18 protein-coding genes and 1 tRNA gene are annotated in these 17590 nt (G+C 33.9%); 7 read left to right on the top strand and 12 right to left on the bottom strand.

What is annotated here, in order from left to right; all coding sequences use genetic code 11:
• Positions 1-49 precede the first annotated feature (49 nt).
• The 3 genes from ES724_RS02390 (at position 50) to ES724_RS02380 (ending at position 4957) form a co-directional block, all read left to right on the top strand.
• On the top strand, positions 50-244 hold the full coding sequence (locus ES724_RS02390) for a hypothetical protein (protein WP_146929071.1): 195 nt from the start codon (positions 50-52) through the stop codon (positions 242-244).
• Between the two features lie 111 nt (positions 245-355).
• Positions 356-1858: an efflux RND transporter periplasmic adaptor subunit gene (locus tag ES724_RS02385; protein WP_146929068.1), complete on the top strand. Its 1503-nt coding sequence runs from the start codon at positions 356-358 to the stop codon at positions 1856-1858.
• Between the two features lie 12 nt (positions 1859-1870).
• Positions 1871-4957, top strand: coding sequence for an efflux RND transporter permease subunit (locus tag ES724_RS02380; protein WP_146929052.1), 3087 nt, complete (start codon positions 1871-1873; stop codon positions 4955-4957).
• A 494-nt stretch (positions 4958-5451) separates the two neighbouring features.
• Here the strand turns inward: ES724_RS02380 and ES724_RS02375 are convergent, their stop codons facing one another.
• The 8 genes from ES724_RS02375 to ES724_RS02340 all read right to left on the bottom strand — a co-directional run bounded on the left by ES724_RS02375 (position 5452) and on the right by ES724_RS02340 (position 12177).
• Positions 5452-7065 carry a type IV secretory system conjugative DNA transfer family protein gene (locus ES724_RS02375; RefSeq protein WP_146929049.1) on the bottom strand — a complete coding sequence of 538 codons (1614 nt, stop codon included), beginning with the start codon at positions 7063-7065 and terminating at the stop codon, positions 5452-5454.
• A gap of 11 nt (positions 7066-7076) precedes the next feature.
• On the bottom strand, positions 7077-8111 hold the full coding sequence (mobB, locus tag ES724_RS02370) for a MobB family relaxase (RefSeq protein ID WP_146929046.1): 1035 nt from the start codon (positions 8109-8111) through the stop codon (positions 7077-7079).
• A gap of 6 nt (positions 8112-8117) precedes the next feature.
• Positions 8118-8471 (bottom strand): BfmA/BtgA family mobilization protein, encoded by a 354-nt coding sequence (locus tag ES724_RS02365; RefSeq protein ID WP_211362741.1) that lies wholly within the window; start codon positions 8469-8471, stop codon positions 8118-8120.
• Between the two features lie 388 nt (positions 8472-8859).
• Complete coding sequence (locus ES724_RS02360) at positions 8860-9309, bottom strand: JAB domain-containing protein (protein ID WP_006987890.1); 450 nt, start codon at positions 9307-9309, stop codon at positions 8860-8862.
• A 76-nt stretch (positions 9310-9385) separates the two neighbouring features.
• The gene (locus tag ES724_RS02355) at positions 9386-9742 is read right to left on the bottom strand and encodes a single-stranded DNA-binding protein (RefSeq protein ID WP_146929043.1); all 357 of its coding nucleotides are present in this window, start codon (positions 9740-9742) and stop codon (positions 9386-9388) included.
• A 1392-nt stretch (positions 9743-11134) separates the two neighbouring features.
• A tRNA-Arg gene (locus tag ES724_RS02350) sits at positions 11135-11208 on the bottom strand.
• Between the two features lie 202 nt (positions 11209-11410).
• Positions 11411-11587, bottom strand: a complete 177-nt coding sequence (locus ES724_RS02345; RefSeq protein ID WP_246136802.1) for a hypothetical protein — start codon at positions 11585-11587, stop codon at positions 11411-11413.
• A 176-nt stretch (positions 11588-11763) separates the two neighbouring features.
• Positions 11764-12177 (bottom strand): Lrp/AsnC family transcriptional regulator, encoded by a 414-nt coding sequence (locus tag ES724_RS02340; RefSeq protein WP_146929040.1) that lies wholly within the window; start codon positions 12175-12177, stop codon positions 11764-11766.
• A 122-nt stretch (positions 12178-12299) separates the two neighbouring features.
• On the opposite strand from ES724_RS02340, the gene ES724_RS02335 reads away from it, so the two are divergent.
• Positions 12300-13019 (top strand): sulfite exporter TauE/SafE family protein, encoded by a 720-nt coding sequence (locus ES724_RS02335; protein ID WP_146929037.1) that lies wholly within the window; start codon positions 12300-12302, stop codon positions 13017-13019.
• A gap of 18 nt (positions 13020-13037) precedes the next feature.
• On the opposite strand, the gene ES724_RS02330 is transcribed toward ES724_RS02335, so the two are convergent.
• The 3 genes from ES724_RS02330 to ES724_RS02320 form a co-directional block, all read right to left on the bottom strand.
• Positions 13038-13514, bottom strand: coding sequence for a hypothetical protein (locus ES724_RS02330; RefSeq protein WP_146929034.1), 477 nt, complete (start codon positions 13512-13514; stop codon positions 13038-13040).
• 245 nt (positions 13515-13759) lie between these two features.
• Positions 13760-14098 carry a hypothetical protein gene (locus tag ES724_RS02325; protein ID WP_246136801.1) on the bottom strand — a complete coding sequence of 113 codons (339 nt, stop codon included), beginning with the start codon at positions 14096-14098 and terminating at the stop codon, positions 13760-13762.
• Positions 14099-14140: 42 nt separating this feature from the next.
• Positions 14141-14719 (bottom strand): Pycsar system effector family protein, encoded by a 579-nt coding sequence (locus ES724_RS02320; RefSeq protein WP_246136800.1) that lies wholly within the window; start codon positions 14717-14719, stop codon positions 14141-14143.
• A gap of 377 nt (positions 14720-15096) precedes the next feature.
• Here ES724_RS02320 and ES724_RS02315 point away from each other — a divergent pair, with 377 nt between their 5' ends.
• Positions 15097-15423: a DMT family transporter gene (locus tag ES724_RS02315; protein ID WP_146929028.1), complete on the top strand. Its 327-nt coding sequence runs from the start codon at positions 15097-15099 to the stop codon at positions 15421-15423.
• 203 nt (positions 15424-15626) lie between these two features.
• Entirely contained in the window at positions 15627-16268 is a 642-nt protein-coding gene (locus tag ES724_RS02310) for an alpha/beta hydrolase (protein WP_146929903.1), read from the top strand.
• A 95-nt stretch (positions 16269-16363) separates the two neighbouring features.
• On the opposite strand, the gene ES724_RS02305 is transcribed toward ES724_RS02310, so the two are convergent.
• Positions 16364-16672 (bottom strand): winged helix-turn-helix transcriptional regulator, encoded by a 309-nt coding sequence (locus ES724_RS02305; RefSeq protein ID WP_146929025.1) that lies wholly within the window; start codon positions 16670-16672, stop codon positions 16364-16366.
• 123 nt (positions 16673-16795) lie between these two features.
• Here ES724_RS02305 and ES724_RS02300 point away from each other — a divergent pair, with 123 nt between their 5' ends.
• A complete protein-coding gene (locus tag ES724_RS02300) occupies positions 16796-17308 on the top strand; it encodes a VOC family protein (RefSeq protein WP_146929023.1) in 513 nt (170 codons plus the stop codon).
• The last annotated feature ends 282 nt before the right edge of the window (positions 17309-17590 follow it).

Here is a 17590-nt window from a genome sequence, read left to right as displayed (position 1 = left end):
TACAATTATGAAAATTTCAAAAATAATATTCGCAATAGCTATAGTTTCAATGGTCACACTAACCTCCTGTAGAGATACAAAGAAAGAAACTACAGAAGAACACGGTCATGAGCACGATGCAGATGGTGGTCATATGGATGAAGAAGCTGTGGAACAGGAAGAATTTCAAGTAGGAAAAGATTCTATGGAGATGAAAACTGAAACTCACAAACACGATGATGGCGCTGACCACCACGACCACTAAAAAAATAAAAATATAAAAGATGAAACATCCATGACTAAAATCTTTATCTCACGAAGTAATGATTTTATGGATGTTAAATGTGACCGATTGAAAAACAATAAATATTTACACATGAAATATATACTAATAGTGCTCGCCTTTTTGGCACTGGCTTGTAATAACAAGACAGAAGACGCACACGCACATAATGAAGATGGTAGTCATCTTGGAGAAGATATTCCACGATTGGATCATACCATTTGGACAGAGAAAACTGAATTATTTGTAGAATTTCCTGCATTAATTGTTGGTAATTCTAGCAGATTTGCAGCCCACTTTACGGTATTGGATAAGCACCAACCCGTGCGTGATGGTTCGGTTACAGTTAGTCTGATAAAAGGCGATAAAGGATTACGGAATACTGTTGATGCACCATCCTCACCAGGGATATTTTCGCCTACAATTCAACCTAAAGAAGCAGGGACTTACCAACTTATTTTTGAATTGAAAACACCTGAATATTCAGATAAAATTACGATTGATGATGTAATTGTTTATGCCAATGCCGACGATGCTATAAAAGCATTAGGTGCTGCCGAAGAAGATGGGAGCATTTCGTTCTTAAAAGAGCAAGCTTGGAAAATCGATTTTCAAACCGCACCCGTAGTTTCGGGTAAAATTTACGATGTCATCAATACTTCTGGCGTTTGGATGCCATCACCAGGTTCTGTAAAATCCTTGGCAGCAAAATCTAATGGCGTGGTGGATTTCAAAGTAAATAATCTCACGGAAGGTACAGCTGTAAAACAAGGCCAACTGTTAATGAGTTTAAACAGTCAAGGCCTGTCATCTAATAATTTGAGTAATGAAATTGCCAATGCACGTGCCAATTTTGAACAGGCTAAAGCAGAATACGAACGTAAAAAGGAATTGTACGAATCTAAAATTGTCCCAAAAGCTGAATTTGAAAAAGTGGAAAGCAATTTTTTAATAGCTAAATCCAATTATCAATCGTTAGCATCAGGAGTTTCAGGCGGAAGCAAACAAATCCGTGCACCTTTCGACGGTTTTATCAAATCAATTACGGTTTCCAATGGCGATTATGTAGAACAAGGCAGAGGATTATTATCTATTGGTACACACCAATCCAAAGTACTAAAAACACAATTAGCACCTAATTATGGACTTACAATGGAGAATGTACAAGGTATTTGGTATCAAACCACAGATGGCCATTGGGCAAACATAACCGATGGCGATGGCGAAATTCTTTCTATCGGTAAAGATGTAGAGCGGGAAAATCCATTGATTTCAGTTTTTGCTCAAGTAAATGTAGAGATCGATATGCCAGAAGGAAGCTTAACGCCAGTTCAAATAGCGATGGGAAGTGCTACCCAAAACACAATGATTCCTGTTAATGCCTTATTGGAAGACTATGGAAGTTATTCGGTTATTGTTCAACTTTCAGGTGAAAGTTTTGAAAGGCGACCTGTGAAAATCGGAAAAAGAAATGGAGAAAATGTAGAAATACTACAAGGTCTAGAAGTAGGTGAAGTGGTTGTAATAACTGGTGCATACCAAGTTAAAATGGCTTCAATGTCGGGTTCTACACCTGCTCACGGTCATGAACATTAAAAACAGAAGAGAATGTTAAATAAAATATTATCAATTTCACTTCATAACAGACTACTCATTCTGTTGGGAGCAGTTGCGTTGAGCGTGTTGGGTATTTACTATACTCAAACAATGAACGTAGATGTATTCCCAGACCTTACTGCGCCAACGGTAACAATACTTACAGAAGCGCACGGAATGGAATCTGAAGAAGTAGAAAAATTAGTAACCTATCAATTGGAAACAGCCTTAAACGGTTCGCCTAATGTGAGAAGAATCCGTTCTTCATCGGCAGCAGGAGTCTCCATTGTTTGGGTAGAATTTGAATGGGGAACCGATATTTATCGTGCAAGGCAAATTGTAAGTGAACGCATCCCGATGGTTCGTGAAAATTTACCCGAAGGCATTGGCGCACCGACTATGGCGCCTATTTCATCCATTATGGGCGAGATAATGTTATTAGGTGTAACTTCGGATAGCCTGTCTCCAATGGAATTAAGAACCTTATCAGATTGGTCAATCAGACCACGTATAAAAGCCATTGGTGGTATCGCCAATGTAGTGGTAATTGGAGGTGATTATAAACAATACCAGGTCTTTGCCAATCCTGAAAAGATGAAGTATTACAACGTGAGTCTTTCTGAATTGGTAGAGCACGTTAAGGAAGCTAACACCAATGCACCTGGAGGCGTTATCAATCAATATGGGAATCAATACATCATAAAAGGTAGCGGTAGAGCTTATGCTTTGGAAGATTTACAAGAAGCTGTTTTAAAAGAAGTGAATGGGCAAACCGTCAAAATAAAAGATGTCGCAACTGTTCAAATTGGTGCTGCCGATAAAATTGGCGACGGTTCTTTAAATGCAAAACCAGCAGTTATTTTGACTATTTCAAAACAACCCGATGTAAACACCTTGGAACTGACAGACCGATTGGATGAAGCCATTGCCGATTTACAAAAAACCTTGCCTAAAGGCGTCAACATCAAAAGTCAAATCTTTAGACAGTCAGATTTTATTGATGCTTCCATCAGTAACTTAAATCAAACCTTATTGGAAGGTGCATTCTTCGTAATGATTATTTTATTCATCTTTTTAATGAATTGGAGAACGACACTTATTTCATTATTAGCAATTCCTATTTCATTGTTGGTGTCTATCATTATTTTAAAATGGTTGGGTTATACAATTAATACAATGAGTTTAGGGGGGATGGCAATCGCTATTGGTGCATTGGTTGATGATGCTATTATCGATGTAGAAAACGTATATAAACGCTTGCGCGAAAACATTAGAAAACCAAAAGAAGAACGTCAATCAACTCTAACAGTTGTACGTGATGCTTCCGTAGAAATAAGAAGTTCTATCATTATTGCAACCTTGATTATTATTGTGTCCTTTATTCCATTATTCTTTTTAAGCGGTATGGAAGGACGCTTATTACAGCCATTAGGAATAGCATTTGTAACTTCAGTTTTAACATCACTAATCGTTGCAGTAACCGTTACACCAATTTTATGCTCCTATTTATTAGATAATGAAAAGCTTTTAAAAAAGCAAGCAGAAGGAACAAAAGTAGAACGTTGGTTACAAAAGTATTATGGCAACCTCTTGGAACGTGCCACTAAAATACCTAAAACTATTATTGGTGTAACAGTTATTGCTTTCATCATTAGTATGTTGGCATTAACACAATTAGGAAGAAGTTTTTTACCTGAATTTAATGAAGGCTCTATGGTAATTAGTGTCGTTGGCCCACCCGGAATGTCTTTAGAAGAGAGCAACAAAACAGGAAATTTAATAGAGACAATTTTACTGGATTTACCTGAAGTGGAAGTTGTAACACGAAGACAAGGGCGTGCCGAATTAGACGAACACGCGCAAGGTGTAAATGCTTCTGAAATTGACGTTCCCTTTATTTTGGAGGACAAGACCAAAGAAGAGTTTTTTGAGGAAGTTCGAAATAAATTAAGTATTGCTCCAGGTGTCAATATAACACTGGGACAGCCTATTGCACATCGTATAGACCATATGCTCTCAGGTACGCGAGCCAATATTGCCATTAAAATATTTGGTTCAGATTTGCAGCAGCTTTTTGAAGTTGGGAAAAGCGTGGAACAAAATATCAAAGAAATCGATGGTTTAGTAGATGTAGCAGTTGATCAACAAGTTGAAGTGCCGCAAATACGCATTCAGCCAAAACGCCAAATTCTTTCGGCTTATGGAATGACGGTAGGTAATTTAATGGAACAAGTAGATATTGCCTTTGCAGGTGAAGAAGCTGGCGAGATTTATGAAGGACAGAAGTATTTTGATTTGGTAGTTCGCTACGAAAAATCATTTAGGGATGACATAGAAAATATAGGAAACACCTTAATTAGTCTGCCTAATGGGGGTCAAACCACTTTGGGCGAATTGGCAACGATTTCTTCGGTAAGCAGTCCAAATACCATTAATCGCGAAGATGTACAACGCAAAATCGTAGTAGCTGCCAACGTTCAAGGTAGAGATTTACGTGGTGCAGTAAACGAAATAAAGGAAGTTGTTGCCACGAATGTAAAAATGCCAGAAGGTTACCGTGTGCAATATGGCGGTCAGTTTGAAAGCGAATCAAAGGCCTCGAAATTGCTTTTGGTAACCGCAATCATTGCCATAGCTATTATTTTTCTGTTACTGTATTATGAATTTAAAGATGTGAAATTGGCATTTGTAGTATTAATCAATCTGCCTTTAGCATTAATTGGGGGAATCTTAATTGTGTATTTCACCTCAGGCATTATAAGTATTGCAGCTACTATTGGTTTTATCAGTTTGTTTGGAATAGCCACTCGTAACGGTATCTTATTGGTGTCTCGATATGAGGATTTGAGAAAAGAAGGTATGAAAGGCTTTCAATTAATAAAAACAGGAGCATTAGATAGATTGAATCCTATTCTTATGACAGCTTTTACAACAGGATTAGCATTGATACCTTTAGCCTTAAAAGGAGACGAACCCGGAAGTGAAATACAAAGCCCAATGGCTGTAGTAATTTTGGGTGGTTTGTTATCAGCCACGGTTTTAAATCTGGTTGTAATTCCTTGTGTGTATCAGTTAGTAATTCGTAAACGAAAAATCTAAGAAGAAAACCCTGATTAGTTTGAGAAATGGCTGTGTGAATATACACAGCCATTTTTTTATAAATTGTTGTTTAAGGATACTTTCTAAAAATAGTCTTTCGTACAATGATTTTTTTAATATAAGCGAATGTCAAAACTCAGATACATTTGCTATTTTTCAAGAATTCAATATTGGTTTTGTTATTCGTGAATTCAGATCTACATTCCTACTCGCTACTTCTCTTATTGTGAACCGCCGTTGTAAGCAATATGGACTCGTCCTGAATAAGGGCTACATAATTCTAAACAGTTACGTATGAAAATGACAGAGTAACCAGACTTTACAGGGCACGAGATAAAACTAAACTAAATCATAGTATTTATTTTAGTTTTATTTCTATATTCGATATATGGCTCAAGTAATTACTAAAGACTTGGTTTCAGAATATATTAATTAATTACTAGTCGTAGAATATTAGGGACTTATTTTAAACGGGGGCGCGAGGGTGAAAGCTATCAAGCCCCCTCCTTTTTTGCTTTTTTACCTTTACAAATGGAACGAACTTCCCGGTATATCTTTTTATAGTTTTCATTAACTTCTTCCTCTGAAAAAAATTGGTTCATTTCAGGTAAAGCCCTTTCAATTTTCTGCTGTTTAAATTGAACTTTTTTATCTTTTCCATCAGCATAAGTAACAAATTCTCCTTGTTTTAAACTAAAAAACACATTTGCTCTAACCTTAGAAATCTCTTTTTCCCCCGTGGATATTCTAGTATCAAAATCTAAACCTGTCCCGCGCATCACTGTTTTGGTTTCATCTTTTATAATTTCAAAAAATCTTTCATAGTACCTAGCTGTATCAGGATCATTCACTTTTCCGAAGAACTGATAGGACAGATTACTTAAAATTGCCTTGCTGGCTTTATCTCCGTACATCATATCGTTCTGAATCTTATCTTGCATCACATATACCGTGGCTATATCATAACTCCTAAGAGTGGCTGGGATGCGATGCATATTTAATAATCTAATTGTTGGAGCTTCTTCAATTAGAAGAAAAGATGATCTGGAATGCCGCACGCTCATTTGCTTTACAATGGTATGCATTACCGTGGCAATGACAGGGGAATATGCGGAATCGTATTTCGGATTATTTACTAAAGAAATCACAGCCGGGTTCTCTGGGTTATTTATATTCAGAGGAATATCATCAGCTGCCAGTGCCATAAAAATACGTTTACTGCTTATCTTCATTAGTGCAGTAGAAAGTGTGCTTTTTACTCCAGCGGTTTGTCTTTCGGAATCTTTTCCGCTTATAAAAGCATCTGCAAAAGCACGAGAAGTCTGATTGGATTTCAAGAAATCTATGAGTTCATCAGTGTCTAAATATTGGTAGATTGCAATCAAGTGAGGGAGCGTACAATACTCCGGAAAAGAAACTTTCAGTTTCCATATAAGACCAGATATTAACCCCTGTGCGGCATCATTAAAAAATTTACCTACTCCAGTGGCACCAGACTCTTTTTGTTCTAGCAGGTTCTCTATAAGAACCCTTGACACCTCATTAATATCTTCTTCATTCTCCATATATCTCGGGGCAATAGGATTTACCCGATGGATAATTTTATCAAATGATAGAATATAGAATGGCAAATTCGGGTTTTGGAATAGGGGATAGGCCATTTCGGTAATCTCATAATCCTTATAATCGTGTATTAGTCCGCAGAAAGAATTTTTGCTAAAATGCTCCAGAATGTTATAAACTACACTTTCTGTTTTTCCACTTCCTGCAGCGCCAATAATGGAAACTCCTCGCTTAATGTTAGCGATCTTAAATTTGCCGTTTTCGGCTTTAAAATGCACCTGGTATTTAGTCTCAGTATTTGATATATCTTTTTTAGGTATAAATACATAGAAAACGGTATTACTCAAAATAAGGGGACAACCTAAATAGAGGAATATAGTTGCTATTTCTTCCAGAGATGGGTTCGTGGGTAAAATAGCCCAAAACAGCAAACCGCAAAGGAGTAAATTAATAAGGAATGGATAGGCTGCTATTTTATATATTCTATAAAAAATAGCACTTACGGTTACAATACAGATTATAATATTAATGACATTAGTTTCCATAGTAGTTCAATTTAAATTCCAATTGATCCAGATCTTAAGGCAGCATGAATTCCTTTCTGAATGGATTTAATAAGTTTCACTGTTAGTTGCGCTTTGGAGAAAGGAACCACTGGAATCATCGGCATTCCCGTTTCCCGAAGCATCTTTATGGCCAGAGCTTTTTCTGAGGCGGGAAGCCCCATAATGGCAGAAAAATATAGTTTCGGATTTTTAATAAAGTCTTTCCGTGCTTGATAGGTTTCAACGAAATTGCGTTGGTATTGAAAGTTTTTATCAAATGTTTTTTCTGCTTTCTGAAAAAAGTCATCCCTGTTAAATCCTCTTTTTACCATTTTACCATTCATTTCAACTTCGGAGGCTTTGTATTTACTCCCAGGAGATAAACTGAAGGAATTAGAAACATCTTTACGGCTCACTATAATATGAATATGGCTTTGGTTTCCTTCCTTGAGCATTCCCTGTGTGATCCGTTTTCCATTTTGCTGATGAGGAGCATTTGTCTCCAAGCTTTTAATTTCACCTTCTATCTTTCTGACACTTCCTTCTATTATTCCCCTGTTTATTTTTTGGATCTCATTCTTTAGCTGAAGTATTTTTGTGGCATAAACCTGGTTTTCCTTCACTTGAATATCAGTTCCTTTAAATGCCCTCTGGTGCTCAATTTTTGCAAAATATTTAATATCACTTACATCAACAGGCCGGCCATTGATTTCCCTGTTAAAGCAGGAAGCATAATTTTTCATGAGTTCCCTGGTATATTGTTTTAGAGCTTCTGTGCTGTTTTGAAGTTTTTTCAATTCGTACTGTGAGGGATTTACAGTAATGGAATAAAATTTCGGTTCAATTTTTTTTAGCTTGGTGGTATTAGCATCTATTTCTTTTATTACGACTTCCGGAGAAATATCATCCTCCTTCTGATTGAAGAAAAATTCGTGATCACTTTCAATGTCGGGAAGCTGGTTTTCCTTTTCCAAGTAATCTACATAGTCTGCAACGCTTTGTGAATAATTTGCTCCCAGTTTCTGGGCTGTGATTGTGATATACATAGTGAGTTATTTATAAAAATCAGGATGAGTGTCATCTTCTTCATAATCCCTTTTTTTAGGCTGTTTGTTTTTTGGATCAGTCGCTTCCATAAGCGATTGTAAAATTGCCAAAGTGGGATTAGCTTTATTCTTTTCTACATCTTTCATAATTGCGATCACTGCATTTATTCTTTTCTTCAAACTGTTTTCAATACGCCTTCCGGTAGGCCCAAAATTCTCCTTTGGAGAAATCTCATTGTAGAAGAAAAAATCCAACATACCTGCCATAGTCTCCGTATGAGATTTGTAATGAGTTTTAGAAAATTGCTGAAAACGTTCAGCAATTTTCTTTTTGAAACGAATGTTGATATACACTTTCATTTTCTGTTCAATTTTTGTTTTTGCCGCAAAATCAAACCATTTTACTGGGGTTACAAGGCTATTTGCCGCAAATCAATAATTTTATGATTTTTTTATAAATCTTAAACCGCTAATAATCAGTTAATTGAATCGAAAAGGAATAACTTAACATCGCTCTGCGTGTTACCCTCTTGCTATTCCTTTTCGTCCCGTAGGGACAAAAATTTCAACTATTAAAATGAATTTAATAGCCTTTTTTTTGATTGAAAAATGAAACCTATTTTTTAAGATGAATAAGTCAAACCTTTCAAATTAACTTCAGTTAATAGATGGAATAATTGAGAATTCTGTAAATAGAAAAACGGGTAATGAAAATCATCACCCGTTTTAAATCATATTATAAATGTTCTTATAAAATCCCTTCATCAGCAAAAGAGAAGTAATCCCCATCTGGAATAATAATGAGATGATCCAATAATTTTATATCTAAAAACTCACCTGCATTTTTAATTTTATTCGTCAGTTGTTTATCTGCTTCGCTGGGTTTTAAATTTCCCGAGGGATGGTTATGGGCTAAAATTATAGATGTCGTAAGTGATTTTAAAATTACTGCAAATAAGATTCGTACATCCACAAGCGTTCCTGTGATTCCTCCGGTGGAAACTTCAAAAATTCCTTTAACTTTATTAGAATTGTTTAAAAGCATTACCTTAAAGCATTCTTGTAGACCAATGCGGTCTTTATCCCATGATTCAAATAATAATTCTACTGCACTATTTGAAGAAGTAATCTTAGGAGCCTGTTTCATTTTAAAATTTCCCTGATATTTTATCGAAATTTCATTAACTTTAGTTTTCATATTGATCTGTATTATAAGGGTTAATATTAAAAAGAGGGCGCAACTATCAAGGGAACGCCCTCTTTTATTTTAAATGCTATTCGTCAGCATTGTTTCCATTTTTACTACCTAGCAACAGGATTTCACTCGCTATCACTTCGGTAACATACCTTTTCTCGCCTTCGCTTGTTTCATAGGAGCGGGAAGACAGTTTACCTTCGAGGGCAATTTCTTTTCCTTTTCCTACATAACTTTCAACGATATCTGCGATTTTTCCCCAGGCTACAATATTGTGCCATTGGGTGTCCTGTACTTTTTCACCATTTGAATCTTTATAAAATTCATTGGTAGCGATTGAAAAGTTGGCTACTTTTTTACCGCTTTCTAGGTTCTTGATTTCAGGGGCATTCCCCACATTTCCGATTAATTGAACTTTGTTTCTAAGTGTACTCATGATTGAAAAAATTAAATGAATTGTTAAGTTTCCTGCTAGAACCCACAGGTAGGTTCAAAAAATTTACTTATTGTATCCTGAGCGTTTTCCTTTTTTGATTTTTTAACTCTTTTTCCGCTTCAGTTTTATGGATTTGATAAGATTTCATGGTTTCTGTTTTAAAATTTACTTTCCGTAGAGCCTTCACTGTTACCTTTTTTGATGCTGATACAGTTTCAGGATTTAGAATTAGGGAGGACTTATAAAAAGGGAGCGCAGTGACCGGCTTTATGCAGTCTGGACTAACTTCTAAATCATGGTATTTTGCATTACAAAAAAGGTAAAGACAGTGGAGGTCGGGGAGTGGGTTTAAATAAACATGGGAAGTATTAAAGGAATTTGAAGAGGAAAAAAGAATAATAAATTGAATTCCATACTGGCGGACTCAACCCAAAAATTATAAGTTGTAATGAAGTGTTCCGATTTTTTATCGGGGTAGCGAAATGGAAATGTGTAATTTTTGGATTGTGTCCAAGACTTTTTGTAGTGAAGCTCTTTACCCGGAAAGGAGCTTTTCGCGGAATGCTGGGGAATGTGCTGAAATGGATATGAAAACAAACTGCTCTTGTTTAGATGAATTTAAAGCGGACTTGACTTCAAGGATGTAGATGGGAATGGAGTTTGGCCGCTTCCCGATTTTTCTCGGGAATGAGTGGGCAAGTGGAATGGAAATCGGAAGCTTTGGAGTTGTGTCCAAGGCTACTATAATGAAGCGCTTTTTCCAAAATGAAGCTTTTCGCGGAATGTAGGGGAATGTGCTGAATGGATAAGGAACAAACTCCACAACTTATTAAAAGTCAAAAAGCCTTCTTAATGAAAAGCTCAATGAACTTAATTCAGATATTGATTAATGGCAAAATTAATTAGAGAACTTATTTGAAAGTGGATTTTATACAGAAGTATAATAACATCGGCAAATCTTCCAACGCAAAAATAAAAGCCTTTAGAGCACAGTTCAGGGGAGTAAAAAATGTAGAATTCTTCCTTTTTACAGATTAACCACAATTTTTGCAAAAACACAACAATTAGTCATGATCCAATAAAATTCACTAAAAACCATATCTGAGGAATTAATAATATTCCATTCTTCTTGCAAAATTAAAAAAGATTTGCGCATAGTCCATAATAACAGAGCTAGACCCAAGAATAAATGATCCCGCAATCTATAAAAATAATCATCAAATTTATTTTGGATATGGAAATTTCAGACAGGATACATCAGAAAGACATCAATTATACTAAAGTATTGTTAAATATCGATTTGTGTGCGTAAAGTGTGCGTTTTCAACAAAATTTTTCAGGCAATAATTCTCTTAAAATAAAAAAACCCCGTAAGTACGGGGTTTTTGAGCGTGATCGCGCCAGGATTCGAACCTGGGACCGCCTGCTTAGAAGGCAGGTGCTCTATCCAACTGAGCTACGCGACCGTTTTCGCGGTGCAAATATAACTTACTTTATATTTAAAACAAGGTTTTTTTAATCAAAAATAAAAAATAAAAAAGCAGCTATTGCTAACTGCTTAAAATTCAGCTTAAAACTGAAAATAAAATTTATTTAAATTCCTTGATAAGATTGCGTTCTAGGTGCTGAGTTATGGATAATAATTGATTTAAAGCAAAAGGAGTTGCATCAGTTAGCTTTTCTATTAGTGTATAGAGATTGAAATATTATGGTAAGCTCTAAAGTTTCTAATGAGAGTCCGAAAATTTCTTGTTTATCATACAATTCATCCACGTGCATTTTTACAGCAGTGATATAGGAAAGTGATTCCTGAGTTGATACTTCTGGTTCTAAAATAGTATTCATAACGTCAATTTTATTCTAAAATTTAATTATGCCAATACCTGCATTTAGAAGCAGTTAAGTTTATTGTAAGTAGTATTTGGGATGATAAAAGTAGAGTTAAAAAATAAAATATCACAGGAATAAGTAATATCCTCTACGAAAATTATTTTATAATCGATAAAGAGTAAAACCAAAAGCTATTTCAACTCTGAAAGTATTAAATGCGTGGTGGGTTCCCCGTAATTTATAAGCTTGTCTATAAATTGTTGAAGATGTAATTGATCCTTTAATACTACCTTCATATGTATATTATGGGAACCAGTTATTCTTGAAGCTCTTTTTACCTCAGGAAAAGAATCTATCGCTCCCATAAAACTTTTTAGTTTTCCACTAAATAATTTTATCATGATAAAGACCTCTAAGCCAAAACCCATTTTAGCATGATCTACTTTTAAGCTATAAGCCTTTATTATTTCTAAGTCTTCCAATTTTTGAATGCGTTCCCTTGCAGAAGAAGCTGAAAGTGGAATTTGTTTTCCAATTTCCACAAAAGATGCTCTGGAATTTTGTTGCAATACCTCTATAATCTTTCGGTCTATTCTATCTAACATTGAATAATTGATTTATTACCTAAATTTACATTTATTAATTGGTATTATATTGATTATACCATTTTTTCAGTTTCATAATCAAAGCTTGACCATGTAATTTTGTTTGAAATTATATGATTATTATGGAAATAGATCTCTATTTGATTGTTTCAGTAGCTATTTTTTTTGGTTTTTTCGTGCAGACTGTAGTAGGTTTTGCGGGGTCTTTAATTGCCTTGCCCATATTGCTGCTTAGTGTTGGCCTTCCAGATGCAATTGCCTATATTTCTATATTCTATATTTTTTCAAGTGTTTTCCTTATAAATAAGGAATGGAATAACATAGACTTTTCTATTTTATATAAATTGGCTTTTCCCACTTTAATTGGAGTTGTATTAGGAATTTTAGTTCTTGCTTTCACAAATCCTATTCTTCTTAAGAAAGCCCTAGGCATCTTTATAATTTTATATGTTATCTATGTTTCTTTAATAAAAGCTGATTTTCAAGTAGGGAGAAAATTAGTTACGATGTTAGGAATTTTAGGAGGTTTCTTTTCAGGGGTGTTTTCTACAGGTGGTCCGTTATATGTGATTTCTGTAAAGAATATGTCGATAGATGTTACAACCTTTCGAGCCACTATGATAGGAATTATGGGGTTAATTACCTTAGTACGAATTCCCATGCTAAGTGTAAATGGGATTTTAACCTTTGATCATTGGAAAGTAGCTTTGATTATCTTTCCAGTATTTCTTTTGGCCCAGTACATAGGGAAAGTGGTATACTCCAAAATAGATGAATTCTACTTTAAAAAAGTACTATTGGTTTTGCTTTTTTTCTCTGGAACGGTACTTATTATAAATTAAAACTACAGCAGAAATAAATTAAAGCGAACAGTTTGTTCTATTGATTACTGCACCTATTCCAACACCATTTTTGTCATCAGAAATAATAACAGAATCTTCGTTTAATTTAATAACGATAGGTATGGTTTGTTCTTTTCCTTCTTGAATGAATTGGTATTTTCCCTTGATAATGTTTTTTTCTATAAGCCCGGTTATTGTTCCTTCTCTTCTGTCCTTAAATTTGGGAAGCCAATTATAGATCCCAGATACGGAGTTCCCAATAACATCTAGTTTTAATTCAAGGATATCAATATCTTCAGAATTATCTTTGAAGGGAATCTCATTTCTAAAACAATAGGATCTCTTTAGGTCTATTTCTTTCTCTAACTCACTTTTTTTTATAGCTTTCACCAAAACCGGCTCAGGCAAGGTTTCTACAGATGCAGTTTTATTACAACTCATGATAAATGCGCTAATAGCAACAATAATTAGAATCTTAAAATTGAATATTGGCATGAGTTCTTAAATAAATAATGGCTTTAAAACAGGTACTCAAGTTAACTATATTTCCTTTTAAACTGGATTATTTATTTTTTAGATAAGATTATATAAATCCTGATGAATTTTAAAAATTAGGTTAAATGGTTAAAACACTCAATATTAAAGCTTAAATAATCCCGCTGTTGAGCATATATCAAAGAAAAGCTAGATAGTCTTTATCTCTTCATTGTATTGTTAAGTAGCTATACATTATCTATATATCAATAGAGCATAGTATCCAGAAGTCTATCTAGATTCCGCTCTTTCAGATTGTATTGTTTATCTGATAAAAATAATTCATGTATTTCTTTTCTAAGTCCCTTAAGTTCTTTGTTGGAATATTCGTGTTTTGCAACTGCAGACTGAATTTTATCCAGACAAAGATCTTCATCGTCACAGGAAAACTCTTTATATAATCTATCAAAGGTTTTTGAATCTATTTTAGATTTTATCATATTGATTTCTACATCAGATTCAATAGAGTCTGCTTTTGCACACAGTAATAAGATATAGATCTTTAATTCTTGTTTAGACCAGTATTTTGATTCATTTTTCATCATAATAAAATTTAATTAGCCATCAATATTTTCACCTTTTGATAATCATAAAGTTGCGAGGATATAATAAACCACAACTACAAGCAATAAAAAAAGACTCAATGCTAGCAGGTGAATTGACCTTTTAACATTTCTGAATTTCCAAGCGGCAATTTTCGAAATAATATAAATTTGCTCACCTAATTGCTCAAAAAGCTGATCCTCATCAAGACTTATATCATAAAAGGTTTTACTGAATTGCTTAATATTTCCAAACTTAGAAATCACATCTCCAAAAAAGAAAATGTTCTTATCATAATTACCTTCTATTTTTGGCATAAAACAGCGCACACTAAAAAATATGGATGCTGCAGTACAAAAAAACCAAAAACCAGCCAGTACATCAAACAGTAAATCGCTGAAAACCTCTTGTATAAGCATCCCCCAGCTTTGGTAAATAAAATTTAATAAGATTCCATAGAAGGTAAGTATAAGCCCCGCCTTTAATTCTGAAGCTTTAATAAGACTCGTAACATAGTTAATGCTGCCCCAGTAATGATCTATTAGATCATCGGTGTGCTTGTTCTTTATTCTTGGTTCTTCTATTAAAGCTGCTGTTTGCTCCATAAATATTAAGTTATTCAAAACTGTTATTTTGAACTTATCAATTCTTAAATTTTGGGGAGGTGAAATTTGTAAGAATAAGAGAATAAAGTTACTTAAAATGTAGCAATTCTTAATTTTTTTTCAAAAATTATTTTATTTAAGTATTGAATAAGAGTGGATTAGTAGCTCGCAATTGTTGAGATATCTTCTAGAATCAACGAGAATTCAAAGAATTTTAAACCGAAAGCTTGATCGTTCGGTTTAGGCGGAATCAATAAAAACACCATTACATCTTGATCTTATTATAGAGAAATTGATAATCGACTTTAGGCAAAGTTGAAATAGAATTTAATTTTTCAGCATATGTAAAATTTATCTTCAATAATATTTCCGTCTTTTGCAGGAAAAAAAAGGCTATGAATTGGATTTTTTTAATTATTGCAGGCTTATTTGAAGTAGCTTTTGCTTTCTGTTTGGGAAAAACAAAAGAAGCTACAGGAACTGAAATGTATTTATGGTATGCGGGCTTTGTGGTTGCTCTTATGATTAGTATGGGGCTTCTAATTAAAGTAACTCAAACAATGCCAATCGGAACCGTGTACGTAGTATGGACGGGAATTGGAGCTATAGGAACTGTTTTAGTAGGTATTCTGGTCTTTAAAGAACCTGCAAGCTTTATGAGATTGTTTTTTCTTACCACTTTAATTGGATCTATAATAGGGCTGAAGGCAGTAACACACTAAAATTTTATAAAAGAGTACAGATACTTTACAAAATTTGTTGATGGGATTTAAATTTGGTTATCAAGTTTTCCAAAAACAGTAAATTAGAGCTAAAATTTAAACTTGGCTATTGCTGCTATCTTTGTTCTAAATCGAAAAGTATGAAATATTTTCTATTCCTTCACTTTGGTATACTTCTCATTTTTAATTAAAATCTTTAAATGATGAAAATAAGTCTTTTAATCGCCCTCATTTTTTGCTCGGCATCTTTTGCTTATGGAAAGGATAATGAAGACAAGTTTATTTTCTTTCTTCACAACAGGTTTTTAGAGGAACACGAATTGGACGAGCTGCATCCAGAATTTGGACGCTCAGCATTTTTAGAAATTATTAATGAATTTAAAAAAAGTGGCTTTAATGTTATAAGCGAAAAAAGAAACAAAAATGTAAACATACGAGCTTATGCTTTAAGAGTTAAAACTCAAATTGACAGCTTACTAAATAGTGGAATTGAACCTAGAAAAATTACTGTAGTTGGAACTTCAAAAGGTGGTTATATTGCTCAGTATGTTTCTACGTTTGTAAATAATCCAAAGTTGAATTTTGTATTTATTGGAAGTTTTAGAGTTAGTGACATGGAAAATCTGGCGGATATTAATTATTGCGGAAATATCCTAAATATTTATGAACGTACAGATTCATTTGGTGTTTCTGCATTAGAGCGCCAAAAAAAATCTGATTGCAAAATTGGTCACTTTAAGGAAATTGAACTGAATACCGGAATGGGACACGGATTTTTATTTAAACCGCTCTCGGCTTGGCTGAAGCCCACAATAAAATGGGCCAACGGAAATTATAATCTGTAAATAGCTATACGTAATATCTGTTATTTCAAATAGTAATTTTTATAGCCGACTTCCCCATTTTGATTTGATTTTTACTCAATACTTCAATAAAAATTTTAATCAGAAGACATTTCTTTACCCCACGCGTCCAAACTTCTTAAAATTTGTTCTAGAGACCTGCCTCTATCTGTGAGTTCATATTCCACTTTAGGAGGAACAACGGGAAACACTTTTCTGCTTATAAGTCCATCTTTTTCTAATTCCCGAACGGTTTGAGTAAACATCTTATTGGAAATATCTGGAACTTTTTTCTTTAATATTCCAGAACGAACACATCCATCTAATAAATGAAATAAGACCAAAGGCTTCCATTTTGTACCTATTAGATTCATAGTGAGATTGAGAGGACAAAAATCTTTAATCATTATAAAGTTTTAAATTGTTCATTATCAGCAATTCACTCTTTTAGTAACCTATATAACTTTTAGGTAACTTATTGCTTAAGAGGCAAATATATCTTTATTTAGCGCTATAAAAATTAAATTAAGATGAAAACTAAAGAGAATTATCCAAAATCCTTTTCACATATTGGAATTACAGTTCCGAATATAAAAGAGGCTGTAAAATTTTATTCAGATGTTATGGGCTGGTATATTATTATGGAACCTTCAACAGTGAAAAAAGAAAAAGAAACTGCTATTGGGCAAATGTGTATTGATGTTTTTGGAGAAGATTGGGAAGAATTTGAGATCGCTCATATGTCTACTTCAGACGGTATTGGAATTGAGCTATTTTCTTTTCCTCACGCAAGTAAAGAAGCCCCGGAATTTAATCCTTTTAATACCGGACTTTTCCATTTTTGTATTCAAGATCCTAATATTGAGAATTTAGTGCAAGAAATAGTTTCTCATGGAGGTAAACAAAGAATGCCAATTAGAGAATATTATCCAAATGACAAACCTTACAAAATGTGTTATGTAGAAGATCCATTTGGAATTGTATTTGAGATTTACACCCATAGTTATGAATTAACTTATTCTTCGGGTGCTTATTCAAACTAAATATTGAAGAAAATAATCGGGCTAAAAAATCAATAATAACTCATAGCTAATTTAGCCCGATCAGCACCAGATTAAAGCGATTGACAGTTTATTATAGAAAACTTAAAAGAGTTAAGGAATGGACACTGTATCTTTGGAGGAATTGGAACTTAAATCAATTGATTGGTTACAGAACTTTATGAAATGGAATTCGAATACTTTTTTTGCTGACTCTAAGACTTTGAAATAAAAGACTATTACTTTAAAAAAACCAATAGAAAACTCAGCAAACAAAATTAATTT

Origin of the sequence: Gillisia hiemivivida (assembly GCF_007997295.1) — a bacterium.
GTDB classification, from domain to species: domain Bacteria; phylum Bacteroidota; class Bacteroidia; order Flavobacteriales; family Flavobacteriaceae; genus Gillisia; species Gillisia hiemivivida.
This window is presented reverse-complemented; position numbering and strand designations above follow the sequence as displayed.

Coding starts and splice junctions, on each gene's coding strand:
- ES724_RS02310 (WP_146929903.1), top strand. CDS start 15,627: ATGAAAATAAGTCTTTTAATCGCCCTCATTTTTTGCTCGGCATCTTTT.
- ES724_RS02335 (WP_146929037.1), top strand. CDS start 12,300: ATGGAAATAGATCTCTATTTGATTGTTTCAGTAGCTATTTTTTTTGGT.
- ES724_RS02390 (WP_146929071.1), top strand. CDS start 50: ATGGTCACACTAACCTCCTGTAGAGATACAAAGAAAGAAACTACAGAA.
- ES724_RS02360 (WP_006987890.1), bottom strand. CDS start 9,309: ATGAAAACTAAAGTTAATGAAATTTCGATAAAATATCAGGGAAATTTT.
- ES724_RS02345 (WP_246136802.1), bottom strand. CDS start 11,587: ATGAATACTATTTTAGAACCAGAAGTATCAACTCAGGAATCACTTTCC.
- ES724_RS02340 (WP_146929040.1), bottom strand. CDS start 12,177: ATGTTAGATAGAATAGACCGAAAGATTATAGAGGTATTGCAACAAAAT.
- ES724_RS02375 (WP_146929049.1), bottom strand. CDS start 7,065: ATGGAAACTAATGTCATTAATATTATAATCTGTATTGTAACCGTAAGT.
- ES724_RS02315 (WP_146929028.1), top strand. CDS start 15,097: ATGAATTGGATTTTTTTAATTATTGCAGGCTTATTTGAAGTAGCTTTT.
- ES724_RS02300 (WP_146929023.1), top strand. CDS start 16,796: ATGAAAACTAAAGAGAATTATCCAAAATCCTTTTCACATATTGGAATT.
- ES724_RS02380 (WP_146929052.1), top strand. CDS start 1,871: ATGTTAAATAAAATATTATCAATTTCACTTCATAACAGACTACTCATT.
- ES724_RS02325 (WP_246136801.1), bottom strand. CDS start 14,098: ATGATGAAAAATGAATCAAAATACTGGTCTAAACAAGAATTAAAGATC.
- ES724_RS02385 (WP_146929068.1), top strand. CDS start 356: ATGAAATATATACTAATAGTGCTCGCCTTTTTGGCACTGGCTTGTAAT.
- ES724_RS02355 (WP_146929043.1), bottom strand. CDS start 9,742: ATGAGTACACTTAGAAACAAAGTTCAATTAATCGGAAATGTGGGGAAT.
- ES724_RS02365 (WP_211362741.1), bottom strand. CDS start 8,471: ATGAAAGTGTATATCAACATTCGTTTCAAAAAGAAAATTGCTGAACGT.
- ES724_RS02305 (WP_146929025.1), bottom strand. CDS start 16,672: ATGATTAAAGATTTTTGTCCTCTCAATCTCACTATGAATCTAATAGGT.
- ES724_RS02330 (WP_146929034.1), bottom strand. CDS start 13,514: ATGCCAATATTCAATTTTAAGATTCTAATTATTGTTGCTATTAGCGCA.
- mobB (WP_146929046.1), bottom strand. CDS start 8,111: ATGTATATCACAATCACAGCCCAGAAACTGGGAGCAAATTATTCACAA.